Origin of the sequence: Ensifer sp. ENS07 (assembly GCF_014852185.1) — a bacterium.
Taxonomy (GTDB): domain Bacteria; phylum Pseudomonadota; class Alphaproteobacteria; order Rhizobiales; family Rhizobiaceae; genus Ensifer; species Ensifer adhaerens.
This window is the reverse complement of the sequence record NZ_JACVBE010000008.1, coordinates 275,620-300,001: the sequence shown is the minus strand read 5'-3', so window position 1 is coordinate 300,001 and position 24,382 is coordinate 275,620. Positions and strand designations below refer to the sequence as shown.

The window sequence follows — 24,382 nt, the reverse complement described above, 5'->3', positions numbered from 1 at the left end:
CCAAATGGGAGGACATCGTGAAAGGCATTACCGCTATCGGCGCGGGCGTGGCCCTATGGCTGTGCGCCGCCACGTCAGGCATGACGGCACCGGCGCTCACCGTGCTTTGCGGTGTCGACGAAGCGTGGTGCGCGACGATGAAGGCCGCTTTCGAGGCGAAGTCGGGCATCGAGGTCGCTATGACCCGAAAGAGCAACGGCGACATCCTCACCCAGATCCGGGCCGAAAAGGACACCCCTACCGTCGATGTGTGGTGGGGCGGGACAGGCGACACCCATCTGCAGGCGGGATCGGAGAACTTGCTCGAACCCTATCAGCCGGCGCATGAGCGCGACATGCTGCCCTGGGCGCAGAATTTCTTCGCCATCTCCGGCGGACGTTCGGCGGGCATTTATGCCGGAGCGCTTGGCTTTGCCTACAATGCCGACCTGCTGCATACGCTGAAATTGCCGGCCCCGACCTGCTGGAAGGATCTCGCCGACAACGCCTATCGCGGCCGTATCCGCAGCGGCAACCCGAACTCGTCGGGCACCGCCTTCACCACGCTTGCAACGCTGGTGCAGCTCTTCGGCGAGGATGAGGCCTTCCGGTTCATGGGCGCACTCAACCGCAACATAGACCAGTACACCACGGCCGGCTCGGCACCGGTCAAGGCGGCAGCACGCGGGGAAACCCTGATCGGCATCTCCTTCATGCATGACGCGGTCACGCAGAAGCAGGCGGGCTTCCCACTCGTCATCGTCGCGCCGTGCGAAGGGACCGGCTACGAAATCGGCGCCGTCAGCATCGTCAAGGGCGCGCGCCATCTCGAAAACGCGAAAAGCTTCGTCGATTTCGCGCTCACCCCGGAAGGCCAGGGTACGGGTGCAGCTGCCGGCCAGAACCAGGTCCCATCCAACGCCCGCGCGGAGTTGCCGCCTGGCGCACCGGACATATCGCTGATCAAGATGGTCGATTTCGACTTCGCCACCTTCGGCTCGCCGGAGGAACGAAGTCGATTGCTCAAACGGTTTGACGCGGAGATCGCCGCGACGAACTGAGCGCTTCGCAGAAGCGTAGCAAAATCCACAGCAGCGAAATCGTGAACGTGCCGCCCGGCGGGCAGGCCGATGGCCGCGCCATGCCCGTTCGCGCCCAAGTTTCAAACAGGCAACAGGAGGATGCCCCAATGAAAACAACGACGCTTTCCCTCATGCTCTTTGCAGGCACGGCGCTTGCCGCCCTGCCCGCCCAGGCTGCCGGCAGCCTCAACCTCATCTGCTCCGCAGACGTGGTCATCTGCGAACAGATGACCGGCGATTTCCAGAAGGAAACCGGCATCAAGGTCAACATGGTTCGCCTGTCTTCGGGCGAAACCTACGCCAAGATCCGCGCCGAGGCGCGCAATCCGAAGACCGACATCTGGTGGGCAGGCACCGGCGACCCGCACCTGCAGGCAGCCTCCGACGGCCTGACGCTCGAATACAAGTCGCCGATGCTGGACCAGCTCCAAGATTGGGCGAAGAAGCAGGCTGAAGGCTCCGGCTATCGCACCGTCGGCGTTTATGCCGGCGCGCTCGGCTGGGGCTACAACACCGAGATCTTCCAGAAGAAGGGCCTGAAAGAGCCGAAGTGCTGGGCCGACCTGCTCGACGCCTCGCTGAAGGGCGAGATCCAGATGGCCAACCCGAACTCTTCCGGTACGGCCTATACCGCGCTTGCCTCACTGGTGCAGATCATGGGCGAGGACCAGGCATTCGACTATTTGAAGAAGCTCAACGGCAACATCGCGCAGTACACCAAGTCCGGCTCGGCACCGGTGAAAGCAGCCGCACGCGGCGAAGCCGGCCTCGGCATCGTTTTCATGCACGACGCGGTGGCACAGACTGCCGAAGGCTTCCCGATCAAGTCGATCGCGCCTTGCGAGGGCACCGGCTACGAGATCGGCTCGATGTCGATCATCCGCGGCGCCAAGAACCTGGACAATGCCAAGGCCTGGTACGACTGGGCGTTGAAGCCCGAGGTCCAGTCGCGCATGAAGGACGCCAAGTCCTTCCAGCTGCCGTCCAACAAGTCGGCCGAAGTGCCGAAGGAAGCACCGAAGTTCGAGGACATCAAGCTGATCGACTACGATTTCGCCACCTTCGGCGATGCCGAGAAACGCAAAGCCCTGCTCGAGCGCTGGGACCGCGAGGTCGGCGCGAGCGCCAACTGATCGCGGCCTGAACGGTTCGGCCGGGTGATTGATCCGGCCGGCACCGCCCAACGGTCCCAACCGTCGTTCATCGCTTCCGGCATGCGTCGCGGCGATGCGATGTCACATCATCTTTCATTCCAAATTGCGCGAGGACCGTCATGGAACATCGCAACCGCAGGCTCGACCTCACGCTCGGGCTCGGACTGGCCGCATTCTTGGCTGTCCCCTGGTATCGCATCGAAGGCGGCTTCTTCGGGCTCGGCTGGCTTGCCGATTTCCCCGGGGATCCAGCCGTTGCCCCCGGCCTGATGCAGATTTTCGCCCATGGTAAGCCGTGGCTGATCGTGGCGCTGGCGCTGCTCGGCATCTGCGTGGCAGCGCGTTTCGTCCGCGATCCCGCGCGTCGAGGGCTTCTGCTTGCCGTCGCCGGCGCAGCGGGGGTTCTCTATCTCGCTCTCCAGGGGCTGGCGATCGGCTTTTCCGGCTGGACCTGGACGATCAGCGAGACCCTGTTCGGCACGCTTTCCGACGGTCAGCCGTCAATGGGCGCCGGCGCCGTGCTTATGGCACTCACCTTCGTTCTTCTGTTCGCCTTCGGGCTGGCCGAGCGCGGCGTGCTCAAGGGCGACGCCTTCATCGTCGCGGCGATTTCCCTGCTCGTCACCCTCGTCATCGTCTTCGTCTTCTATCCGGTCGGCAGCATGTTCGCGGCGTCGGTTCAGGATTTCGACGGCTCGTTCAAACCGGATGGTTTCATCCGCAATATCCAGGACGCCTCGATCTGGAGCCTGAGCTGTGTCGTCGGCGAAGGCCGCTGCGGCGTCGCCTGGCGCACCCTATGGCTGGCGCTGATGACGGCGTCCGGTTCGACGCTGCTTGGCCTTGCCTTCGCGCTTGTCGCCACCCGCACCCGCTTCCCCTTCAAGAAGGGCATGCGGCTCTTGACGGTGTTGCCGATCATCACGCCGCCCTTCGTCATCGGCCTGGCGCTGACGCTGCTCTTCGGCCGCGCCGGGGTCGTTACCGAATTTCTCTCGGATGCCTTCGGCGTCGAACCGGGGCGCTGGCTCTATGGCCTTACCGGCATCTGGATCGCGCAGGTCCTCTCCTTCACCCCGATCTCGTTCCTCGTGCTGATCGGCGTCGTCGAAGGGGTCAGCCCTTCGATGGAAGAGGCGTCGCAGACGCTGCGCGCCGACCGCTGGCGCACCTTCTGGACCGTCTCTCTGCCGCTGATGAAGCCGGGCCTGGCGAACGCCTTCCTCATCGGCTTCATCGAAAGCATGGCCGACTTCGGCAATCCGCTGGTGCTCGGCGGCAGCCATGGCGTGCTCTCGACCGAAATCTTCTTCGCCGTCGTCGGCGCGCAAAACGATCCGTCCCGTGCGGCCGTGCTCGCCATCATCCTTCTCTGCTTCACGCTCACGGCCTTCGTGGCGCAACGCTACTGGCTCGCCGGCAAGAACTATTCGACCGTGACCGGCAAGGGCGATTCCGGTGCCCACAGTGCACTGCCACGCTCGATCTCGATCGGCGTTCACGCCATCGTCATTCCCTGGATGATCTTCACCGTCGTCGTTTACAGCATGATCCTCTTCGGCGGCTTCGTGAAGACCTGGGGTCTCGACAACTCGCTGACGCTCGACCACTACGCCAAGGCCTTCTCAATCTCGTTTGCCGACGGCGCAATCGCCTGGACGGGTGTTGCCTGGAACTCCTTCTGGACGACCATGGAGATCTCGCTGATCGCAGCACCACTGACGGCTATGGTCGGGTTGCTGACGGCCTATCTGATCGTGCGCCAGCGTTTCGCCGGCCGTGATGTCTTCGAGTTCGCGCTGATGCTGAGCTTTGCTATCCCCGGCACCGTCATCGGCATCAGCTACATCATCGCCTTCAACCTGCCGCCGCTCGAAATGACCGGCACGGCGCTGATCCTCGTCGCCTGCTTCGTCTTCCGCAACATGCCGGTCGGCGTGCGCGGCGGCATTGCAGCGATGAGCCAGCTCGACAAGAGCCTCGACGAGGCGTCGCTGACGCTTCGGGCAACGAGCTTCCGCACGTTGCGCAAGGTCATCCTGCCCTTGCTGCGTCCGGCGATCGTCGCGGCACTCGTCTATTCCTTCGTCCGGGCGATCACCTCGATCAGCGCCGTCGTCTTCCTCGTCAGCGCCGAGTACAACATGGCCACCGCCTACATCGTCGGCCTTGTCGAAAACGGCGAGTTCGGCGTGGCGATCGCCTACTCCTCGGCCCTAATCCTGGTGATGATCACCGTCATCACCGGCCTGCAACTCCTCGTCGGCGAACGCAAGCTGAGGCGCGAGAACCGCCTCCTCGGCGCCGCTCCGGTCCGTTCGTCCAACACCATCTCCCAGGAGAAAACCGCATGAGCACCTCCATGAGCACCCCGCGCACCGGCTCGGTCGTCTTCCAGAACGTGCGCAAGCAGTTCGGCAGCTTCACCGCCATCCACGACCTGTCGCTCACCATCGAGCCGGGCACGCTGGTGACCCTGCTTGGCCCCTCCGGCTGCGGCAAGACGACGACGCTGCGTATGCTGGCCGGCCTCGAACACCCTTCCGCCGGCCGGATCCTGATCGGCGGCAAGGACGTGACCATGCTGCCGGCCAACGAGCGCGACGTGTCGATGGTCTTCCAGTCCTATGCGCTCTTCCCGCACATGTCGGCGCTCGACAATGTCGCCTACGGCCTCGAATCCTCGGGAATCAAGAAGAAGGAAGCGCGTGAGCGCGCCGAAGAAGGCCTGCAGCTCGTTGGCCTCGGCGGCCTCGGCCAGCGGCTTCCGGCCGAACTTTCGGGCGGCCAGCAGCAACGCGTCGCCGTTGCCCGCGCGCTCGTGCTCGAACCGCAGGTGTTGCTGCTCGACGAACCGCTGTCCAACCTCGACGCGCGACTGCGCCGCAGGGTGCGCACAGAGATCCGCGAGTTGCAGCAGCGCCTCGGGTTCACCGCCGTCTACGTCACCCACGACCAGGACGAGGCGCTTGCCGTTTCCGACCGCATCATCGTCATGAAAGATGGCGCGATCGCGCAGCAAGGTGCGCCGCGCGACCTCTATGAAGCGCCGGCCTCCACCTTCATCGCCGACTTCATGGGCGAGGCCAATGTGCTGCCCTGCGAGGTGACCGCGACCGACGCCGGCCTGGCGACGATCCGCATCGGCGGATTTGAGCACCGCCTGCCCTCCAAGGGCGCCCGGACGGGTCCGTCAAAACTCGCCGTAAGGCCCAACGCGGTGACGCTGACGCCGGCCAAGGGTGCCGCCCTTTCAGGCACGATCAGCAGCGCCGCCTATCTCGGCGGCCACGTCGAATACGAGGTTGAAACGCCGGCGGGTCTCCTCTTTGTTGTCGATCAGGCGGTGGAGGAAATGCTATCTCCGGCAACGGAGGTCGCGATCGGTTTCCGCAGCCGCGGCCTCGCTTTGATTGACGCATGACTTTTCACAACTGGATACGAGAAGGACACTTGCATGACTGCTGAAATTGCCGGCCTCGATGCCCGGTTCGCGCTTGCCAAATCCATGGCCGAGGAGGCCGGCCGGCTCGCCTACGATTACTTCCTGAAGCGGGAAACACTCGTCATCGAAACCAAGCGTGACGCCCACGACGTCGTCTCGATCGCCGACCGCAACGTCGAGACGTTGATCCGCGACAAGATCGCCGCCGCGTTTCCGGACGATGGCGTGCTCGGAGAGGAGCATGGACTTCTCGACGGCACATCCGGCTTCACCTGGGTGCTCGATCCGATCGACGGCACCACGCCCTTCGTCAACGGCATGCCAAACTGGTGCGTCTCGATTGCGGTGGTCTATGCGGAGAAACCCGTTATCGGCGTGATCCACTCGCCCTGCCACCAGGAAATCTATGCCGCTGCAACCGGCCGGGGCGCGACGCTGAACGGCAAGCCGCTTCGTCTCGACGGCACGCGCACGATCCGCAACGCCGTCACCGGGCTTGGCGCCAACGATCAGGTGAAACCTGGCGAGATGGGTGCCATCGTCGAGCGCCTGCTCTCGAATGGCGGCAACTTCATGCGCAACGGTTCCGGCGCACTGATGATCGCCTATGTGGCGGCAGGTCGCCTCGTCGGTTATTACGAACCCTACATGCATGCCTGGGACTGCCTTGGCGGCTATTGCCTGGTGACCGAAGCCGGCGGCTGGACGCTGCCTTTCCCCGCGCGGGGCGAGGCGCTGACGCATTGTGCGCCGGTGTTGGCCGCAGCCCCCAGCGCCGTCGATGACCTGCTGAAGGTCGCCCAGCTTGACCGGGCAGCAGCTTGATCACTCTTGCGCCGAGCCGGTGGGCTTGTCGGGCTTGAATCCCAGCAGACCACCGAGTTCCATCGGGAACGGGAAGATCACGGTCGAGTTCTTCTCGCCGGCAATGACGTTCAAGGTGCTCAGATAGCGCAACTGCATGGCCTGAGGCTGCCGGGCGAGGATCTCGGCGGCCTCGAGCAACTTGGCCGCGGCCTGCTGCTCACCCTCGGCATTGATCACCTTGGCGCGCCGCTCGCGTTCGGCCTCCGCCTGACGGGCAATCGCCCGAACCATGCTCTCGTTGATGTCGACATGCTTGATCTCGACGGTCGCCACCTTGATGCCCCAGGCATCCGTCTGGCTGTCGAGGATCTTCTGGATATCGTCGTTCAGCCGATCACGCTCGGCCAGCATCTCGTCGAGATCATGTTTGCCGAGCACGGACCGCAGGGTAGTCTGCGCCAGCTGGCTCGTCGCCATCATGAAGTCCTCGACCTGGATCGTCGATTTCTCGGCGTCGATCACCCGGAAATAGATCACGGCGCTGACCCGAACGGACACGTTGTCATGAGAGATGACGTCCTGGCTCGGCACGTCCAGCACCCGGGTTCTGAGATCGACCCGCACCATCTGCTGCACATAGGGCACAAGCAGGAACAGCCCCGGCCCCTTGACGCCGGTGAACCGGCCGAGGGTGAAGATCACGCCCCGTTCATATTCACGCAGGATCCGGATCGAATAGGCGATGACGAGAATGACGAGCACCAGCAACGCAGCAAAAGGAGCAAGGCTCCCGAACATGTCCATGACCATTCCTCCATTCCGGGCGCCTTCACCGCGCCCTCACCAGATCCGCGGGCGCTATGTCTTTGGTCCGTCGCGGATCACTTCGAGCGTCAGTCCGTTCCGCCCGATGACCTTCACGTTCTCGCCCCTCGACAGCGTCTCCGTGCTGACGGCCTGCCAGCGCTCGCCATGGGCGATGACGTAACCGGCCGCGCCGGTCCAATTTTCGACCGTGCCGGCAAGGCCGATCATCTGTTCGCTGCCGGTCACCACCGCGTGGCGGCTCGAACTGAAGGCGAGCCGAGCGACCAGAAGGCTAAAACCGAGGCTTGCAACCGCAAGCGCCGCCAGCACGGACCAGGAAACCCCAAAACCCGGCGTATCCGTATCGAAGAGAATGGCCGCGCCCAGAACCAGTGCAAAACTGCCGCCGGCGCCGAGCACGCCGAAGGATGGCGAATGCGCCTCGGCGACCATCAATCCGATCCCGAGCATGATCAGCCCTATGCCGGCATAACTGACGGGCAGCACCGAAAGCGCATAGAGCCCGAGCAACAGGCAGATGCCGCCGATCGTTCCCGGCGCCACCGACCCCGGCGACAGGAACTCGAAGATCAAGCCGTAGATGCCGATCATCATCAGGATGACCGCGATATTGGGATCAGTGACCACTGAAAGCAGCCGGGTGCGCCAGTCGGGCACGAAGTCCTCGGTCGTAAGACCTGCGGTATCGAGCACGATCTCTCGCTGCCCCACGCGCACCGTCCGCCCGTTCGCCTGCTTCAGGAGATCGGTAACGTCGGTCGCGGTGAAATCGACGGCCTTTTCCCGGACGGCCGCCTCGGCCGAGAGGCTTGCAGCCTCTCGCACCGCCTTTTCGCCCCAGTCGGCATTGCGCCCGCGCAACTCCGCCAGCCCGCGGATATAGGCCACGGCATCGTTGACCATTTTTGCCTCGCCCGGGCTCTGCGCCGCCGGCTGTTTGTCGCCGTCCTTACCCTCACCGAACATGTCGCCACCGATCGCAATCGGCGTCGCGGCGCCGAGGTTCGTTCCCGGCGCCATCGCCGCAATGTGGCTGGCATAAAGGATGTAAGTGCCGGCGCTCGCCGCCCGCGCGCCGCTCGGCGCAACGTAGGTTGCGACGGGTACGGGCGAGCCAAGGATCGCGCGGATAATCTCGCGCATCGAGGTGTCGAGGCCGCCGGGCGTATCCACCTGCAGGACCACCAGCGGCAGGCGGCGCTCTTGCGCCTTCGTCAGGCCACGCCTGACATATTCGGCGGTCGCCGGACCGATGGCGCCGTTGACATGCAGCACCAAGGCGACCCGATCGTTTTCGGCCCGCGACGAAGCTGGAAACGCGAAGGACAAGATCAACAAAAACAACAGCGTGAGGGTTCGCAACATCCGTCGTCAGAACCTCGCATGCTCGACACCTGCGAAGAGGGCCACTCGCCGCATGATAGCACAACACAAGGTTAGCACGAAGCGAAGGCCTCTACTGCGCCCGCGGGCTCGCACGTCAGAGCACGGGACGCCGGCGGCCTCTCGGCTGCGACGGGATGACAACGGCGGCGATCGGCGGTATCTGCTAGATGTTCATTTGAGCGGCAACGCTTCGCCGCCAATTCGAGGCCGCCTTTGGCGCCTTCCAGTTTCAGCAGAACAGGATTTTGGGTTTGGAGACGACCCTCTACCAACCGATCAAGAGCTTCCTCGAAACCCGCGGCTACAGCGTCAAGGGCGAGATCGGCGGCTGCGATATCGTCGCGCTCAGCGACGACGAACCGCCGCTGGTGGTCGTGTGCGAACTGAAGCTGAGCTTCAACCTCGAACTGATCCTGCAGGCGGTCGATCGCGCCACCGCCGGCGACGAGGTGTGGGTCGCCGCCCGTGTTTCGGCCAAGGGCAAGGGGCGGGAGAGTGACCGGCGTTTCCGCGATCTCTGCCGCCGGCTCGGCTTCGGGATGCTGGCGGTCGCCGACAATGGCATGGTCGATGTTATTCTCGCGGCTTCCGCGGTGATGCCGCGCAAGAACAACAGGAAAAGAGCGCGCCTGATCAGCGAGCATCGCCGCCGCAAGGGCGATCCGACCGCGGGTGGCGCCACGCGCACACCGATCATGACCGCGTATCGGCAGCAGGCGCTCGCCTGCGCTGCCGCCCTGCAAGTCGGCCAGCAGCGCCCGCGCGATCTGCGCCCGGTAGCACCCGATGCCGCCAAAATCCTGCTCAGCAACGTCTATGGCTGGTTCGAGCGGGTCGACCGCGGCATCTACGCGCTGTCGGAACAGGGCGCCGAAGCACTTCGCCGCTGGCCTCCGCTCGAGACCGCGACGGTCGTGATCGCCGAGGCATCCGAAGCATGACACAGCCTGGAGCCCTCCGGTGAACCCCGCGCTTCGCCTTCTCTATCTTTGCCTCGCATGGCTGATGGTCGGCCTCGGCGTCATCGGCGCCTTTCTTCCGATCCTGCCGACGACGCCGTTCCTGTTGCTGGCAGCCGGGCTCTTTGCCCGCGCCTCGCCCCGGCTGGAGCAATGGCTGCTCAACCACCGGGTCTTCGGGGCCCCACTTCGGCTGTGGCGCGAAAAGGGGGCGATATCCCGGCGGGCCAAGACCGGTGCGGTCAGCCTGATGGCCGCCAGCTTCGGCCTCTTCCTTTTCTTCGGCAATCCGAGCCTCTCGCTCGCCGCTATCGTCGCAGCCGCAATGGCGCTTCCCGCGCTTTTCATCCTGACGCGTCCAGCGGAGTAGCCGGTCGGCACGGCCAACGAACCAGGCCGGTGCAAACGGGAAACGATACTTTTCCTCTCAAGAAATACTTGATTGCGCGCGAAATGGTCGAAATATTCTCCGGGCGCACACGCTATAAGCGTATACATCCATACTTAGTGTTTTTGTAAATCAAAATATACTTCGAACAACTCAAGAACAAAGTTGTACAAATGTGCAATTTCCGCGGCCGCGCACCGGCTCGCTCTCTTGCTCGACCGTTGTTCCGCATCCACGCAATGCACGATCGCGTGAATTTATGCATCGCGAACGGCCGTGGAAACGTTTCATCAGCTCACATAGGCACCTGCTGAACGCAGATAGACCCCCAAAACTGACGATTGGCGATTGACAAGCCGGTCCGGTTGGCTCCATCTATTGCATTACAAAGGCAGCAATTCCTTAATAAAGGAATATGTGGAGGAGCATATGCCTGACATGCTGGTGAGCTTGTATTCGCCGATCCTCGGTGAACTCAAGCGCAGAACAAAAACCGACAAGGTGACGATCCGTCCCGCCTTGCCGCCGGAAATGGGCCTGGTCGTCGGCTGGGTTCGGGAGAATTTCAGCGAGAACTGGGCGAGCGAGGTGACTGTCGCCTTCACGCGCAGGCCCGTCGCCTGTCTTATCGCGGTTGACGACGGCAAGCTCGTCGGCTTCGCCTGCTACGACACGACCGCTCCCGGCTTCTTCGGCCCGACTGGCGTCGATCCCGTCGCCCGCGGCAAGGGCATCGGCGTCGCCCTGCTTTCCGACTGCCTCGACACCATGAAGACGCTTGGCCACGCCTATGCCTTCATCGGCGACGCCGGCCCGGTCGATTTCTACGCAAAGACCGTGGGCGCCGTGCCGATCCCCGCCCCCGACAAGGGGATCTACCAGGGCATGCTGCGCCGCCCCTCCAAATAATTCCAATCTCGGAGCCTCTGAATGTCCTCGACACCCCTCGCCCTTTTTGTCGGTCTTCCGAACCCTACGCTTTCGGACGACGAGTTCGCCCTGTTTCGCGAAACCAACCCGCTCGGTCTCTTCGTTGGCCGCCGTAACCTGCGTGATCCGCAGCAGGCAAAGGCTCTGATCGAACGCTTCCGCGAAGCCGTCGGCCGCGAAGACGCTCCCGTCTTCACCGACCAGGAAGGCGGACGCGTTCAGCATCTCGACGCCGGCCCCTGGCCGCTGTTCCGCTCCTTCGGCGAATTCGCCGAACTCGCCCGCCGTGACTTTGCCCTCGGCAAGAAGGCCCTGCGCCTGTCAAGCCAGGCCATGGGCACGATGATGACCGATCTTGGCCTGACGAGCGGCTGCTCGCCGGTGCTCGACCTCGTCTTCTCGACGACGAGCTCCGTCATTGGCGCCCGCGCCTTCGGCGCCGACCCGGACTTCATCGCCGGACTCGGCCGCGAAGTGGTCGACGGCCTGCTCGAGACCGGCAACATGCCGATCATGAAGCACATTCCCGGCCATGGCCGCGCGACGCTCGATTCGCACAAGGAGCGCCCGGTCGTCGACGCCTCGCGTGAATTGCTGACGTCCACCGATTTCAAGCCCTTCGTCGCCCTGCGCGACACGCCCTGGGCCATGGTCGCCCACGTCGTTTACTCGGCCTTCGACAAGGAACTGCCGGCGTCCATCTCGCCGATCATGCACGACGTCATCCGCAAAAACATGGGCTATGACGGCGTCCTCATCTCCGACTGCATCTTCATGGAATCGCTGCGCGGCACCCTGCCGGAGCGTGTTCGCCAGGTGCTCGATGCCGGCTTCGACATCGCGCTCCACAGCCATGGTGATCTCGCCGAAAGCGAAGCGGCAGCCAAGGCGGCAAGCCCGCTGACCGCCGCCGCGCAGAAACGCATCGACGCCGCCAACGCCCGGCTCGGCACGCTCAAGGTCGATGTGCGCGCCGTGCATGCGGAAGTCGAGGACATGTTCAACAGCGCCCTCGTGGCCTGACCGAAACAAGAAATCCTAGCGATCTAAAAGGGGAACTACCGTGAAAAAATCGCTTCTCGGCGCAGCGACCGCGCTCGCCCTCATCGCCGGCCCGGCGGCGGCACAGACCGTGCTGACGGCCAATATCGAGCCGGCGACCACCTGGGTTCGCAACTTCAACCCGTTCAACCAGACCTCGGCGCGCCAGAGCACGCTCGACTTCATCTACGAGCCGCTGGTCGTCTTCAACCGCTTCGACGGCAACAAGCCGGTCTTCCGGCTGGCCGAAAGCTTCAAGCTCTCGGACGACCTGAAGTCGATCGAGTTCAAGCTTCGTCCAAACCTCAAGTGGTCCGACGGCAAGCCGCTGACGGCGACCGACGTCAAGTTCACCTACGACTACCTGAAGAAGTTCCCGGCGCTCGACTTCGTCAGCATCTGGACCTTCATCACCGGTGTCGAGGCCGTGGACGCTGAGACCGTGCGCTTCACGCTCGCCAATCCGAGCTCGCTTGCAGCCGAACAGCTGGCGCAGCTGCCGATCGTGCCCGAGCACGTCTGGAAGGACATTGCCGAGCCGGTCACCTTCGCCAACGAAACGCCCGTCGGCAGCGGTCCGCTGACCGAAATCCCGCGCTTCACCGGCCAGACCTACGACCAGTGCCGCAACCCGCACTACTGGGACGCAGCAACGCTCAAGGTCGACTGCGTGCGCTTCCCGCAGCTTGCCGACAATAACCAGATCCTGACGGCGACCGCGTCGGGCACGCTCGACTGGGGCGTCTCCTTCATCCCGGATATCGAGAACGTCTATGTCGCCAAGGATCCGGAACACTTCCACTTCTGGTATTCGCCAAGCAGCATGGTCGCCTTCCTGTTCAACCAGGAAACGGCGAACGAAAACAACCGCAAGGCCTTCAACGACGTGAAGTTCCGCCGTGCCGCCTCGATGGCGCTCGACCGCGGCACCATGGTCGACGTCGCCGGCTACGGCTACCCGACGCTCAACGAAGACCCGGCAGGAATGGGCGAGCTCTACAAGAGCTGGGCCGATCCGTCGGTCGCCGCCGATTTCGGCAAGTACGGCAGGTACGATGCGGATGCCGCCAAGGCGCTGCTCGACGAGGCCGGCTACGCCGACAAGGACGGCGACGGCTTCCGCGACAACCCGGATGGCAGCAAGATCTCGTTCTCGATCATCGTTCCGAGCTCCTGGACCGACTGGATCGACACGGTGACGATCGCCGTCGAGGGCCTGCAGGCCGTCGGCCTCGACGGCAAGATCGAGACGCCCGAGGAAGCGGTCTGGACCGGCAACCTCATCAACGGCACCTTCGATGCGGCGATCAACAGCCTGCCGGCATCGGCCTCGCCCTACTACCCCTACAAGCGCGCCTTCAGCGCGTCGGACAAGGGCAAGACCCGCTTTACCTCGCAACGCTGGTTCAATCCGGATGTCGAAGCGCTTCTGACCGAGTTCACCCAGACCGCCGACCCGGCCAAGCAGAAGGAAGCGATGAACAAGGCACAGCGCATCGTCGCCGAAAACATGCCGATGATCCCGGTGTTCAACAACCCGAACTGGTACCAGTACAACACCAAGCGCTTCAAGGGCTGGGCGACGGCGGAAAACCCCTTCGTCAACCCGTCGATCACCCGCAACAACCCGGCGCGTCTTCTGCACCTGCTGGCGCTTGAACCGGTGAAGTGATCCCTGATCGAAGGCGCGGCGCCCTTTCGGACGACGATCCGGGAGGGCGCCGCATCTCGATCGGCAACGGTGGCGGGCGCTTTTCGTCCGCCACGCAATCGTCCTTGGGGTCAGTCTCCACGGGCGGTTCGATAAGAAGACAGCCCTGCCGCCTGACGCGCTCTTGCGGCAGCCGCAGTCGATGGAGTTCCCGATGGCCTTTTTGCTTCGCCGCCTCTGCTTCTATCTGGCGGCCTTCGTCGCAGCGGCGACGATCAACTTCTTCCTGCCGCGGCTGATGCCCGGTGATCCGGTGCAGATCATGTTTTCGAGCGCCGGCGCTGAACTGCCGCCCGAAAGCCTGCAGGCCCTGAAACTCACCTTCGGCTTCGTCGATGGCCCGCTTTGGCAGCAGTACCTCACCTATCTCGGCAGCATCTTCAGCGGCGACCTCGGCCGTTCCATCAAGTATTTCCCGCTGCCGGTGACCACCGTGCTCGGCAACGCACTCGTCTGGACCGTCGGTCTGATGGGAACTGCCACCATCGTCAGTTTCGCGCTCGGCACCTTCCTCGGCATTCTCGCGGCCTGGCGCCGTGGCAGCCTGTTCGACGTCATCGTTTCCGTCGGCGCGATCTTCGCGACCTCGGTTCCCGCCGTCGTCACCTCGCTGATCGTCGTCTTCACCTTCGGCTTCACGCTTGGCTGGTTCCCGACCGGCTATGCCGCCGATCCGGCGCTCGATCCCGCCTTCACGTTCGAATATATCGGCAGCATCCTCTACCACGGCATCCTGCCGATGCTGACGCTTTGCGCGGTTCTGACCGGCGGCTTCGCCGTGACCATGCGCAACAACATGATCAACCTGCTCGGCGAAGACTACATCGTCATGGCCCGCGCGAAGGGGCTCTCCGACACCCGCGTGATGATCTGGTATGCGGCGCGCAACGCCCTGCTGCCGACCGTCTCGAGCCTTGCCATCGCCATCGGCACTGTGCTCGGCGGCTCGCTGGTGACCGAGGTGGTGTTCAACTATCCGGGCCTCGGCAACATTCTCTACCAGGCGATCCTCGCCCGCGATTACCCCGTCATCCAGGGACAGCTCTTGATCATGACCGCCACCATGCTCATTGCCAATTTCATCGTCGACGTCAGCTACGTGCTGCTCGACCCGCGACTGAAGAGGGCGTGATATGAAAACCTCCTCCTTTCCGCTCATCCACAACCGCAAGGAGATGGTCGGCGCGCTGATCGTCGCCTTCATCCTGGCTGTCGCGATCGCAGCCCCCTTGCTGACCTCCTATGACCCGGGCGCGCGCGTCGGACGGCCGCATCAGTCACCGTCGCTCGAGCACTGGCTCGGTACCACCCGTATCGGCCAGGACGTCTTCGCCCGCCTCATCTACGGCGCACGCACGTCGCTCGCCGTCGGCTTCGGCGCCGGGCTTCTCATCACCATTGTTGGCACAGCACTCGGCATCATCGCCGGCTATCGCGGCGGCAAGATCGACGAGGTCATCAGCTTCTTCACCAACATGGTGCTGGTCGTGCCGAACCTGCCGCTGCTGCTCGTGCTCGCCGCCTTCATCGGCCAGGCAAGTCCGTGGGTCATCGCGCTCATTCTCGGCTGCACGTCCTGGGCCTGGGGTGCCCGTGTCACCCGCGCAGAGACGCTGTCGGTCAAACAGAAGGACTATGTGAAATCCGCCGAGATGATGGGCGAGCCACGCTGGCGCATCATGACCTTCGAAATCTTCCCCAACCTCATCTCGATCGTCGGCATCAACTTCATCGGCAGTGTGATTTTCGCGATCATCACCCAGGCGACGCTCGAGTTCCTGGGCCTCGGCGATCCCAAGGTCGTTTCCTGGGGCACGATGCTCTATGCGGCGCAGAAGGCCTCCGCCCTTTCGGTCGGCGCCTGGTGGGACATCCTGACGCCCTGCTTCGCGCTCGCCTTCCTCGGCATTGGCCTGTCGCTGCTCAACTTCGCCGTCGACGAAATCGCCAATCCGCGGCTTCGCACCGGCAACCGGCTCGGCCGCTGGTCCGCGCTCATCCGTTCCGGGGAGGGCCGCCTGTGACCGCACCTTTGCTTTCGGTCAAGAACCTAACCATCGATTACATTGGCGAGACCAACGATTTCCGCGCCGTCGACAATGTCAGCTTCGACGTTGCCCCCGGTGAGGTCTTCGGCCTTGCCGGCGAATCCGGCTGCGGCAAGAGCACGATCGCCTTTGCCATCAGCCGGCTGCACAAGCCGCCGGCGCTGATCCGCAAGGAAAGCGCCATCCTGCTCGACGGCCGCGACGTGCTCGACCTCGACCAGAAGGATCTCGCCGACTTCCGCTGGCGCGAAGTGGCGATGGTGTTCCAGAGCGCAATGAACTCACTGAACCCGGTGTTGCGCATCGAACAGCAGTTCTACGACGTCTTGAAGACGCACAAGCGCATCACCCGCGCACAGGCGCGTGATCGCACCGCCGAGATGCTCAAGCTCGTCGATATCTCGCCGGACCGGATGCGCGATTATCCGCACCAGTTTTCCGGCGGCATGCGCCAGCGCATCGTCATCGCCATCTGCCTCGCGCTCGATCCGCGGCTGATCGTCATGGACGAGCCGACGACGGCGCTCGACGTGGTGGTGCAGCGCGAAATCCTGCAGCGGATCAACGAACTCCGGCGCAAGCTCGGTTTTGCCGTACTCTTCATTACCCACGACCTCGGGCTGATGGTGCAGTTCTGCGACCGCATCGGCATCATGCTCGGCGGCAAGCTGGTCGAACAGGGCACCGCCGACGCCATCTACCGGACACCGGAGCACGACTATACCAAGAAGCTCTGGGCCTCCTTCCCCTCGCTGCACGGAGGCGTTCTTCGATGACCGGCATGTCCGCACCCATTCTTACCCTGGACAAGGTCAGCAAGACCTTCGGCAATGGCCCCGCCGCCGTGCGCGCGGCGAGGGCTATCTCGTTCTCATTGCATGCGGGCCGGGCGCTTGCCGTCGTTGGCGAATCCGGCAGCGGCAAGACCACCTGCGCCCGCATCGCCATGCGCGAATACGAGCCGAGCGAAGGACGGCTGCTCTATAAGGGCAAGCCCGTCGACGCGGCCGGATCCAAGGAAATCGCCGACTATCGCCGCTCGGTGCAGATGATCTTCCAGGATCCCTTCGCTTCGCTCAATCCGGCCCACACCATCGCCTACCACCTGAAGCGGCCGCTGATGCTGCACCGTTCTGACATCAGGGGTGCGGCGGTCGACGAAGAGATCAAGGGCCTGCTTCGGCAGGTGAAGCTCGATCCTGAGATCGTCGCGCCGAAATACCCGCACGAACTTTCCGGTGGCCAGCGCCAGCGCGTCAACATCGCCCGGGCGCTCGCGGCCAAGCCTGAAGTCATCGTCGCCGACGAGCCGACCTCGATGCTCGACGTTTCCGTGCGGCTCGGCGTGCTCAATCTCTTGAGCGAAATGAAGCGCGAGATGAATCTCGGCCTGCTCTACATCACCCACGACATCGCGACGGCCCGCTACGTCGCCGAGGATATCGCGGTGATGTATGCAGGCCAGATCGTCGAATGGGGCAACACCGGCAAGGTCATCGACAACCCGGCCCATCCCTATACCAAGCTGCTGCTCTCGGCAGTGCCGGATCCGGACATCCGCTTCGACGATCCGAACGCGCAGGTGAGCTCAGCCGAAGCCGATGAAACGCGCCGGCGTTCGGCAGCGACCCAGGAGACAATCCGCGAAGTCGAGCCCGATCATTTCGTGCGCGCGGCCTGAGCCGCCCACCGACTGGCTAAAACAAAAACGCCCCGCTTACCCCGGGGCGTTTTTGTTTGGTCGCGAAAAGCGCAACCCCGTCGATTTTTGGCCCGGCGCCCTCGTGCGCCGGGCCATAAAATCAGGCGGCTTCGCGCTTTTCGACGTCGGTCGGAACGGTGGAGATCGTCTTCAGGATCTGCGAAGCGATCTGGTAGGGGTCGCCCTTGGAGTTCGGGCGGCGATCTTCGAGATAGCCCTTGTAGTCGTTGTTGACGAAGCTGTGCGGAACGCGGATCGACGCACCACGGTCAGCAACACCGTAGCTGAACTGGTGGATCGAAGCGGTTTCGTGCTTGCCGGTCAGGCGCATGTGGTTGTCCGGGCCGTAGACGGCGATGTGGTCGGCACGAGCTTCGGCGAAAGCAGCCATCAGCTCTTCGAAGTATTCCTTGCCACCGACTTCGCGCATGTAGGCGGTCGAGAAGTTGGCGTGCATGCCCGAGCCGTTCCAGTCGGTGTCGCCGAGCGGCTTGCAGTGGTATTCGACGTCGATGCCGTACTTTTCGGTCAGGCGCTGCAGCAGGTAGCGGGCAAGCCAGATTTCGTCGGCAGCCTTGCGCGAGCCCTTGCCGAACACCTGGAATTCCCACTGGCCCTTGGCGACTTCCGCGTTGATGCCTTCATGGTTGATACCGGCAGCCAGGCAGATGTCGAGATGCTCTTCGACGATCTTGCGGGCCACGTCGCCAACGTTGCTGAAGCCGACGCCGCAGTAGTAGGGGCCCTGCGGCGCGGGGTAACCGGCATCCGGGAAGCCGAGCGGGCGGCCGTTCTGATAGAAGAAGTATTCCTGCTCGAAACCGAACCAGGCGCCGTCGTCATCCAGAACCGTAGCGCGGGTGTTGGACGGATGCGGCGTCTTGGCATCCGGCATCATGACTTCGCAAAGGACGAGAACGCCGTTCTTGCGCTCCGGATCCGGATAGACGGCGACCGGCTTCAGCACGCAGTCCGAGCTGCTGCCTTCGGCCTGCATCGTCGACGAACCGTCGAAGCCCCAGAAGGGCAGCTGTTCCAGCGTCGGGAAAGCATCGAATTCCTTGATCAGGGTCTTGCCGCGCAGGTTCGGGGTGGGCTTGCAACCGTCGAGCCAGATGTATTCGAGCTTAAACTTTGTCATTTCGTTCTCTCACATGACGCCAGGAATGGCTTGGTTCCGAAGCGGTTGGGCAATCCAGACTGGCTGCCCGACGACCGATGAGCGTTAAGAAGCATTAATCGTGCCAACTCGGATTAAGCGTCGAGAATCCAGAAAAAGGGGTCGCTAGAAGCAGGTGCGAGCGCGGCCGAACCGATGGCACAGCGCAAGGAAGCAGCGATTCGCACAAAAAATAGGCAAAACCTGCCCGACTCCGCGGCAAAGCAGGGCGGCAAGTCTGCGATCAAAGATCCAGCGTCAGTAGATGCCGGCGATTGCCTGCAAAACGTGCAGTGGCGCAATGAACCGGACAGGTCAACTTCAGCGCCCGACGACGCATTGGCGCATGATCGCGGGCAGGACCTTGAACAGCCGCGCGTCCTCGCACTGGGAAACATTGAAGCGCATGAAGCCGTTGGCGGTTCCGGCGTGAGAAAAGACGTTGCCGGGCGCCAGCACGATTTCCTGCTGCAGTGATTTCTGCGCCACCTCGGCCGCGTCGATGCCATCGGGCAAACGGCACCAGAGAAACATGCCGGCCTGCGGCTCGATCCATGGCGTGATGCCGATCTCCCCGAGCCGCGCCGCCGTCTCGTTCATCGACCGTGCCAGGCGCTCGCGCAGTGCCTCCATGTGCTTGCGGTAGCTGCCGTCCTTGAGCATCGCAAAAACCAGCTCCGCCGCAAGGCTCGGCCCACCGAACGTGGTGGCGATCTTCAGGTCGACCAGCCCCTCGATCCACCCCCGCGGCGCGGCGATGAAGCCGCAGCGGATGGAGGCCGAGAGAGTCTTGGAGAAGCTGCCGATCTGCACGACACGCTCGAGCCCGTCGAAGGCGGCAAGCCGCGGCGCCGGCGTATGCTCGAAATCGGCGAAGATATCGTCCTCGACGATCGTCAGCCCGGCCTGTTCGGCGAGCTTCAGCAGACGATGGGCAACGACCGGCGAGAGCGTGGCGCTTGTCGGATTGTGAAGCCCGGAATTGGTGATGTAGAGCCGCGGCCGGTGGGTTGCGAGAACCTCAGCGAATTTCTCGAGATCGGGCCCCGAAGGCGTATAGGGCACGCTTACGACCTCTGCCCGATGGGCGCGCAGCAGAGCATGGAAATTGAAATAGCAGGGGTCGTCGACCACGACCGTATCGCCTGGCTCAATCAGGAAGCGGCAGAGCAGATCGATCGCCTGCGTCCCGGATTCCGTCAGGATGATCTGGTCGGGCGATGCCTCGACACCGTGCTCGCCGAGACGCCGCGCCAGAAGCTGGCGTAAGGGCCGATGGCCAAGCGGCGTTCCGTAGTCCGTCAGCCCGCTCGCCTCCAGCTTGGATGCCGATTTAAGAGCACGGCGGATTGCAGTTTCCGGCATCCAGCTCGGCGGCAGCCAGCCGCAGCCGGGCTTCAGCACGCTATCGCCCGTTTCCAGCGCCTGGCGCGACACCCACAGCGGATCGACGGCCCGGTCGAGCCGCGGACCGATCTCGGCCAAAGACAGAGGCGCCAGCGGCGCCGCCACGAAGAAGCCGGCGCCGGGCTTCGAGCGAATGACACCTTCGGCCACCAGCCGTTCATAGGCTTCGACGACGGTGGATTTCGAAACGCGCATGGTGTTGGCGAAGGCGCGGATCGACGGAAGCTTCGCCCCCGGCGTTAGGACACGCCCGGCGATCCGCTGCCGGATCGTCGACATCACGCCTTCGAGCAGCGTTTCGCTGCCGAGCTCCAACTCCTGAACCGTCATCCGTACTGCTCATACATCCAATACAGTTTTGCAAAACTGTACCGCATTGTCTCTGGCAGAGCCAGTCCGTTCGACGGATACAGACGAAAAAGGAGAATGCTATGGACAAGACGGCAGACGGTTGGATGAGCGGTTTTCTCGGGGTGCTGATCTTCAGCGGATCATTGCCAGCGACCCGCGTCGCAGTGATGGACTTTGATCCGGTGTTTCTGACAGTCGCGCGCGCGGCGATCGCCGGCCTGCTCGGCCTCTTGCTGCTTCTCATCTTCCGCCAGCCGCGACCGGCGAAGGCCGATCTCGTTTCGCTGGCAATCGTCGCCTTCGGCGTCGTGCTCGGCTTTCCGCTGCTAACCGCGCTGGCCTTGCAGCACGTCACCTCGGCGCATCTGATCGTCTTCGTCGGACTTCTGCCATTGGCAACCGCGATCTTCGGCGTGCTTCGTGCCGGCGAGCGGCCGCGCCCAGCCTTCTGGTTCTTTTCCTCGCTCGGCAGCGCCGCGGTCGTCGGTTTCGCGCTGGTGCAGGGCTTTGCCGCATCGCCCGTCGGCGACCTCCTGATGCTCGGCGCCATCATTGTCTGCGGCCTCGGCTATGCCGAAGGCGCCAGCCTTTCGCGCAAGCTTGGCGGCTGGCAGGTGATCTGCTGGGCGCTGGTCCTGTCCTTGCCGATCATGCTGGCGCTGACGCTCTTCACGCTGCCGGCCTCCTTCGCAGCCGTCACCAACGGCGCCTGGGCGGGCCTTGCCTATGTCTCGCTCTTCAGCATGCTCGTCGGCTTTGTCTTCTGGTATCGCGGCCTTGCGCTCGGCGGCGTCGCCGGCGTCGGACAGTTGCAGTTGCTGCAGCCCTTCTTCGGCCTGGCACTCGCTGCAACACTTCTCGGCGAGCCGGTCAGCTGGAGCATGCTGGCCGCGACCGGCGCGATCGTGCTCTGCGTTGCCGGCGCCAAGAAATTCGCGAAATAGGCGGCTTTTCACGGGGCGGCGCAGCCCAAGCCCTTCAGAGGCGGTCGAGCTTCAACCGCGCGCCGAGCAGATCGAGAAAGCGGCGGATCTTTGCAGATGGGGTCCGCCCTTCCAACCACAGCGCATGGATCGGCACCGGGGCCGGCTCGAAGTCTTCAAGCACGGTTTCGACCTTGTCGGCATCGATCAGATGTTTGATCTGCCAGAGCGGCGAAAAGCCAAGGCCGAGGCCCTGCTCCACCGCCGCATAGATCGCATTCATCGAGTTGGTGCGAAACCCGCCGCTCACCTTGACGGCGCGAGCCCGCCCGTCGATGCTGAACATCCAGACGCCGGGTCGCTCGTCGCCCGTGCGCGTGACGCAACGATGCGCAGCGAGTTCCTGCGGATGAGACGGCCGGCCGAAGCTCGCAAAATAGGCGGGCGAGCCGAAGACGACGCGGCGAAGCGCGCCCAGGCGCTTGCCGGTCAGGCCAGAATCCTGCAGATCGCCGATCCGCAAGACCAGATCGAGTCCGCTCGCTGCCAGATCGACGAAGGCATCGGAGAGGTCGAGATCGACCTCGACTTCCGGATATTTCGCCATGTACTCGGCGATCACAGGTATCAGGAACCGCGGCGCAAACAGATTGGGCGCCCCAAGGCGCAGCACGCCTGACGGCTCGGAGCGCCGCTGTGCGGCCTCCTCGCGCGCGTCGTGTATCTCCTCCACCGCAGGCTTGATGCGCAGATAAAAGCTCTCGCCCGCCTCGCTCGGCATTGAGCGGCGGGTCGTGCGATGCACCAGCTCGACACCGACATCGGCTTCGAGCATGGCGAGCGACCGGCTGATGGTCTGGAGCGGTCTGCCCAGGCGTTTCGCCGCGGCCGTCAGGCTCCCCTGCTCGACGATGGCCAGAAAGGCCTCCAGATCTTCGATGCGGCTCATTCGATAATCCCGTTTTGCTGGAGAATAAATCACATTTTGCGTCGATTGTCCGCATTGTTGTGCAGCACTAGCTTGAGATCGTCACATCACGACGGCTCGAAAGGCAGACCCCATGAACCAGCGCTCCAACACGATCCTTGTCGTCGGTGCCACCGGCCGCTTCGCCGGCCTTGTCCTTCCCGAACTGGCGCGGCGCGGCGCCAGGGTCCGTGCCCTCATCCGCGACGAAGCGCAGGGCACGATTGCGAAATCGCTCGGTGCATCGGAGATCGCGATCGGCGATCTGCGCGAGCGCACCAGCCTTGACCGGGCACTTGAGGGCGCTGACGGCGTCTTCCACATCGGCCCGGCCTTTGCGCCGGACGAGGCGGCGATGGGCGTATCGATGGTCGAAGCCGCCGTTCGCGCCAGCGTCCGGAAGTTCGTTTTCTCCTCGGTCATCCAGCCAACCCATGTGCGGCTGAAGAACCATGCAGCCAAGATCCCGGTGGAGGACGCGCTCTATTCCTCGCCGCTCGAATACACCATTTTGCATCCGGCAAACTTCATGCAGAACCTGCGGTCGGCCTGGGCGAGCGTGCTTGCCACCGGCAGCTTCGCCGAGCCGTTTCCGACAGCAACGCGCATCGCCCGTGTCGACTACCGTGATGTCGCCGAAGTCGCGGCCATTGCCCTCACGGAGGACCGGCTCGCCTATGCGACGCTGGAACTTAGCGCCGAGGGCCGGCACAACCGCGAGGAAATCGCCCGAATGATGAGCGCCGCGCTCGGTCGGCCGATCGTTGCGGCAACCATCGGCTTTCACGAATGGGCAAAACCGATCGCCGCGAAATACACCGACCACCAGCTGGAGCTGCTGTCCAAGGTTCACGCCCACTATGCCGAAGTCGGACTTGGCGGAAACAGCCTGACGCTGCGCGCCGCTCTTCAGCGCGAACCGCGCAATCTCGAGAGTTTCATTCGCGAGCTGGCGCAGGCCTAACGGTCGGCGGCCACACCTATTCCCTTACCCCCCGGAGTTCACCTCATGTCAAAAAAGCTTCCGCATCGATACCAGGCCATCGTCATGCCGCTTGTTCTTTCCGTCCTGATGTCGGGCATCGTCTCCTTCGTCTCGACGGCCATCGGCAACGGCATCCATCCCGATATTCTCGCACTATGGATCAAGGCCTGGGCTTTCTCCTGGCTGGTCGCCTTTCCGAGCCTGCTCGTGGTTCTTCCGCTCGTGCGCCGCATCGTGGCGGCGACCGTCGAACAGCCGCGCAGCAACTGACCGATCTCGCGCTATTCACCCCGAGCCGACCTTTCGGGCGCAACCGATATTTTTAGGATATCTAAAAACGATTGACAGGAAATCGGGCCGCGCCCTAGCTTGAGGAGAGACGAGAAGGGGACAGACAGTGACGACGGACCATGCCAGCGGCGCTTCGACCGGCGAGGCAGAAACGCCGCCGCTCGGCGATCGCCTGCGCCAACGGCGAAAGGCCCTGAAGATGACGCTTCAAGAGGTCGCCGACGAGGCCGGTTTTTCCGTCGGCTTCATCTCGCAGATCGAGCGCGGCATCACCGTCCCGTCGCTGACCTCGCTGATCGCTGTCTGCCGGACCTTGAAAGTCGAGGCCGGCAGCTTCCTCAATCCGCCGAAGGTGGCGACGCCATTTACCCGGCGCGAACACCGTCCGGTCTATGGGCTCGGCGGAGAAAGCGGCAAGGCCGTCTCCTATGAGCGGCTCTCCGCCTCCTTTCCCGGCAACGTGCTCAGAAGCACTATTATCCACGAGCCGCCCGGCCATCGCAGCGAGCCAATGTCGCATGAGGGAGAGGAAATCTTCTTCATCCTGAAGGGAGCGTTGACGCTGGAGGTGGACGGCGAAGCGATGGTTCTCGAAGCGGGCGATTCCGCTCATTTCCCGTCGCTGCGCACCCATACGATGTGGAACCACACCAGTGAGCCGACCACGATCCTGCACACCTGCACCATGGACGTCTTCGGCGACGGAGCGCCCTCAGGAAGCCCCACCGACAGCCTCGCCGTGACCCGGGCCGAGAACCGGCTCGAGGGGATCGCCGAAGGCAAGTGACGGGCGCCACAGCCAGCGCCGCCACGAGTTCTTAGAACATATCGCCCCATCG

Annotated in this window: 23 protein-coding genes; 18 read left to right on the top strand and 5 right to left on the bottom strand. The window is 63.6% G+C overall.

What is annotated here, in order from left to right; genetic code table 11:
- The first annotated feature begins 17 nt into the window (after positions 1–17).
- From IB277_RS23800 to IB277_RS23780, 5 genes are all read left to right on the top strand, one after another.
- Positions 18–1,040 (top strand): ABC transporter substrate-binding protein, encoded by a 1,023-nt coding sequence (locus IB277_RS23800; protein ID WP_192357853.1) that lies wholly within the window; start codon positions 18–20, stop codon positions 1,038–1,040.
- 128 nt (positions 1,041–1,168) lie between these two features.
- Complete coding sequence (locus IB277_RS23795) at positions 1,169–2,194, top strand: ABC transporter substrate-binding protein (RefSeq protein ID WP_034790034.1); 1,026 nt, start codon at positions 1,169–1,171, stop codon at positions 2,192–2,194.
- Positions 2,195–2,334: 140 nt separating this feature from the next.
- The gene (locus tag IB277_RS23790) at positions 2,335–4,569 is read left to right on the top strand and encodes an iron ABC transporter permease (RefSeq protein WP_060585773.1); all 2,235 of its coding nucleotides are present in this window, start codon (positions 2,335–2,337) and stop codon (positions 4,567–4,569) included.
- Positions 4,570–4,577: 8 nt separating this feature from the next.
- Positions 4,578–5,639 (top strand): ABC transporter ATP-binding protein, encoded by a 1,062-nt coding sequence (locus IB277_RS23785; protein ID WP_060585829.1) that lies wholly within the window; start codon positions 4,578–4,580, stop codon positions 5,637–5,639.
- Between the two features lie 33 nt (positions 5,640–5,672).
- Positions 5,673–6,485, top strand: a complete 813-nt coding sequence (locus IB277_RS23780; RefSeq protein WP_192371956.1) for an inositol monophosphatase family protein — start codon at positions 5,673–5,675, stop codon at positions 6,483–6,485.
- Here the strand turns inward: IB277_RS23780 and IB277_RS23775 are convergent, their stop codons facing one another.
- On the bottom strand, positions 6,486–7,271 hold the full coding sequence (locus IB277_RS23775) for a slipin family protein (RefSeq protein ID WP_192357850.1): 786 nt from the start codon (positions 7,269–7,271) through the stop codon (positions 6,486–6,488). It abuts the gene before it with no gap.
- A gap of 54 nt (positions 7,272–7,325) precedes the next feature.
- Entirely contained in the window at positions 7,326–8,660 is a 1,335-nt protein-coding gene (locus IB277_RS23770) for a nodulation protein NfeD (protein WP_192357848.1), read from the bottom strand.
- A gap of 272 nt (positions 8,661–8,932) precedes the next feature.
- On the opposite strand from IB277_RS23770, the gene IB277_RS23765 reads away from it, so the two are divergent.
- The 9 genes from IB277_RS23765 to IB277_RS23725 all read left to right on the top strand — a co-directional run bounded on the left by IB277_RS23765 (position 8,933) and on the right by IB277_RS23725 (position 17,439).
- Positions 8,933–9,622, top strand: coding sequence for a DUF2161 domain-containing phosphodiesterase (locus tag IB277_RS23765; protein ID WP_060519920.1), 690 nt, complete (start codon positions 8,933–8,935; stop codon positions 9,620–9,622).
- 19 nt (positions 9,623–9,641) lie between these two features.
- Positions 9,642–10,010, top strand: a complete 369-nt coding sequence (locus IB277_RS23760; RefSeq protein ID WP_082572828.1) for a YbaN family protein — start codon at positions 9,642–9,644, stop codon at positions 10,008–10,010.
- Between the two features lie 447 nt (positions 10,011–10,457).
- Positions 10,458–10,937: a GNAT family N-acetyltransferase gene (locus tag IB277_RS23755; RefSeq protein WP_034790046.1), complete on the top strand. Its 480-nt coding sequence runs from the start codon at positions 10,458–10,460 to the stop codon at positions 10,935–10,937.
- A 21-nt stretch (positions 10,938–10,958) separates the two neighbouring features.
- Positions 10,959–11,981 (top strand): glycoside hydrolase family 3 protein, encoded by a 1,023-nt coding sequence (locus IB277_RS23750; RefSeq protein WP_192371955.1) that lies wholly within the window; start codon positions 10,959–10,961, stop codon positions 11,979–11,981.
- A gap of 40 nt (positions 11,982–12,021) precedes the next feature.
- Positions 12,022–13,671, top strand: coding sequence for an ABC transporter substrate-binding protein (locus tag IB277_RS23745; protein WP_192371954.1), 1,650 nt, complete (start codon positions 12,022–12,024; stop codon positions 13,669–13,671).
- Positions 13,672–13,864: 193 nt separating this feature from the next.
- Positions 13,865–14,842, top strand: coding sequence for an ABC transporter permease (locus IB277_RS23740; protein WP_060529168.1), 978 nt, complete (start codon positions 13,865–13,867; stop codon positions 14,840–14,842).
- Position 14,843: 1 nt separating this feature from the next.
- The gene (locus tag IB277_RS23735) at positions 14,844–15,734 is read left to right on the top strand and encodes an ABC transporter permease (protein ID WP_192371953.1); all 891 of its coding nucleotides are present in this window, start codon (positions 14,844–14,846) and stop codon (positions 15,732–15,734) included.
- Positions 15,731–16,534 carry an ABC transporter ATP-binding protein gene (locus IB277_RS23730; RefSeq protein WP_034790084.1) on the top strand — a complete coding sequence of 268 codons (804 nt, stop codon included), beginning with the start codon at positions 15,731–15,733 and terminating at the stop codon, positions 16,532–16,534. Before IB277_RS23735 ends, IB277_RS23730 begins: the two co-directional genes overlap by 4 nt.
- A gap of 5 nt (positions 16,535–16,539) precedes the next feature.
- Positions 16,540–17,439, top strand: a complete 900-nt coding sequence (locus tag IB277_RS23725; protein WP_060585826.1) for an ABC transporter ATP-binding protein — start codon at positions 16,540–16,542, stop codon at positions 17,437–17,439.
- A gap of 121 nt (positions 17,440–17,560) precedes the next feature.
- Here the strand turns inward: IB277_RS23725 and IB277_RS23720 are convergent, their stop codons facing one another.
- Positions 17,561–18,601, bottom strand: a complete 1,041-nt coding sequence (locus tag IB277_RS23720) for a glutamine synthetase beta-grasp domain-containing protein (protein WP_192371952.1) — start codon at positions 18,599–18,601, stop codon at positions 17,561–17,563.
- 339 nt (positions 18,602–18,940) lie between these two features.
- The gene (locus tag IB277_RS23715; RefSeq protein WP_060519928.1) at positions 18,941–20,356 is read right to left on the bottom strand and encodes a PLP-dependent aminotransferase family protein; all 1,416 of its coding nucleotides are present in this window, start codon (positions 20,354–20,356) and stop codon (positions 18,941–18,943) included.
- A gap of 101 nt (positions 20,357–20,457) precedes the next feature.
- On the opposite strand from IB277_RS23715, the gene IB277_RS23710 reads away from it, so the two are divergent.
- Positions 20,458–21,321, top strand: a complete 864-nt coding sequence (locus tag IB277_RS23710) for a DMT family transporter (protein ID WP_034790119.1) — start codon at positions 20,458–20,460, stop codon at positions 21,319–21,321.
- A gap of 34 nt (positions 21,322–21,355) precedes the next feature.
- Here the strand turns inward: IB277_RS23710 and IB277_RS23705 are convergent, their stop codons facing one another.
- Positions 21,356–22,249, bottom strand: a complete 894-nt coding sequence (locus IB277_RS23705) for a LysR family transcriptional regulator (protein WP_034790120.1) — start codon at positions 22,247–22,249, stop codon at positions 21,356–21,358.
- Positions 22,250–22,361: 112 nt separating this feature from the next.
- On the opposite strand from IB277_RS23705, the gene IB277_RS23700 reads away from it, so the two are divergent.
- The 3 genes from IB277_RS23700 (at position 22,362) to IB277_RS23690 (ending at position 24,330) form a co-directional block, all read left to right on the top strand.
- Positions 22,362–23,231: an NmrA family NAD(P)-binding protein gene (locus IB277_RS23700; RefSeq protein WP_034790122.1), complete on the top strand. Its 870-nt coding sequence runs from the start codon at positions 22,362–22,364 to the stop codon at positions 23,229–23,231.
- 45 nt (positions 23,232–23,276) lie between these two features.
- Entirely contained in the window at positions 23,277–23,522 is a 246-nt protein-coding gene (locus IB277_RS23695) for a DUF2798 domain-containing protein (RefSeq protein ID WP_034790124.1), read from the top strand.
- A gap of 127 nt (positions 23,523–23,649) precedes the next feature.
- Positions 23,650–24,330: a helix-turn-helix domain-containing protein gene (locus IB277_RS23690; protein WP_063891316.1), complete on the top strand. Its 681-nt coding sequence runs from the start codon at positions 23,650–23,652 to the stop codon at positions 24,328–24,330.
- Positions 24,331–24,382: the final 52 nt, after the last annotated feature.

Bases quoted from the DNA above. Each gene is read 5' to 3' on its own strand.
- IB277_RS23755 (WP_034790046.1), top strand. From the start codon at position 10,458: ATGCCTGACATGCTGGTGAGCTTGTATTCGCCGATCCTCGGTGAACTC.
- IB277_RS23695 (WP_034790124.1), top strand. From the start codon at position 23,277: ATGTCAAAAAAGCTTCCGCATCGATACCAGGCCATCGTCATGCCGCTT.
- IB277_RS23775 (WP_192357850.1), bottom strand. From the start codon at position 7,271: ATGGACATGTTCGGGAGCCTTGCTCCTTTTGCTGCGTTGCTGGTGCTC.
- IB277_RS23710 (WP_034790119.1), top strand. From the start codon at position 20,458: ATGGACAAGACGGCAGACGGTTGGATGAGCGGTTTTCTCGGGGTGCTG.
- IB277_RS23715 (WP_060519928.1), bottom strand. From the start codon at position 20,356: ATGACGGTTCAGGAGTTGGAGCTCGGCAGCGAAACGCTGCTCGAAGGC.
- IB277_RS23780 (WP_192371956.1), top strand. From the start codon at position 5,673: ATGACTGCTGAAATTGCCGGCCTCGATGCCCGGTTCGCGCTTGCCAAA.
- IB277_RS23790 (WP_060585773.1), top strand. From the start codon at position 2,335: ATGGAACATCGCAACCGCAGGCTCGACCTCACGCTCGGGCTCGGACTG.
- IB277_RS23725 (WP_060585826.1), top strand. From the start codon at position 16,540: ATGTCCGCACCCATTCTTACCCTGGACAAGGTCAGCAAGACCTTCGGC.
- IB277_RS23720 (WP_192371952.1), bottom strand. From the start codon at position 18,601: ATGACAAAGTTTAAGCTCGAATACATCTGGCTCGACGGTTGCAAGCCC.
- IB277_RS23740 (WP_060529168.1), top strand. From the start codon at position 13,865: ATGGCCTTTTTGCTTCGCCGCCTCTGCTTCTATCTGGCGGCCTTCGTC.
- IB277_RS23770 (WP_192357848.1), bottom strand. From the start codon at position 8,660: ATGTTGCGAACCCTCACGCTGTTGTTTTTGTTGATCTTGTCCTTCGCG.
- IB277_RS23705 (WP_034790120.1), bottom strand. From the start codon at position 22,249: ATGAGCCGCATCGAAGATCTGGAGGCCTTTCTGGCCATCGTCGAGCAG.
- IB277_RS23750 (WP_192371955.1), top strand. From the start codon at position 10,959: ATGTCCTCGACACCCCTCGCCCTTTTTGTCGGTCTTCCGAACCCTACG.
- IB277_RS23735 (WP_192371953.1), top strand. From the start codon at position 14,844: ATGAAAACCTCCTCCTTTCCGCTCATCCACAACCGCAAGGAGATGGTC.
- IB277_RS23785 (WP_060585829.1), top strand. From the start codon at position 4,578: ATGAGCACCCCGCGCACCGGCTCGGTCGTCTTCCAGAACGTGCGCAAG.
- IB277_RS23795 (WP_034790034.1), top strand. From the start codon at position 1,169: ATGAAAACAACGACGCTTTCCCTCATGCTCTTTGCAGGCACGGCGCTT.
- IB277_RS23700 (WP_034790122.1), top strand. From the start codon at position 22,362: ATGAACCAGCGCTCCAACACGATCCTTGTCGTCGGTGCCACCGGCCGC.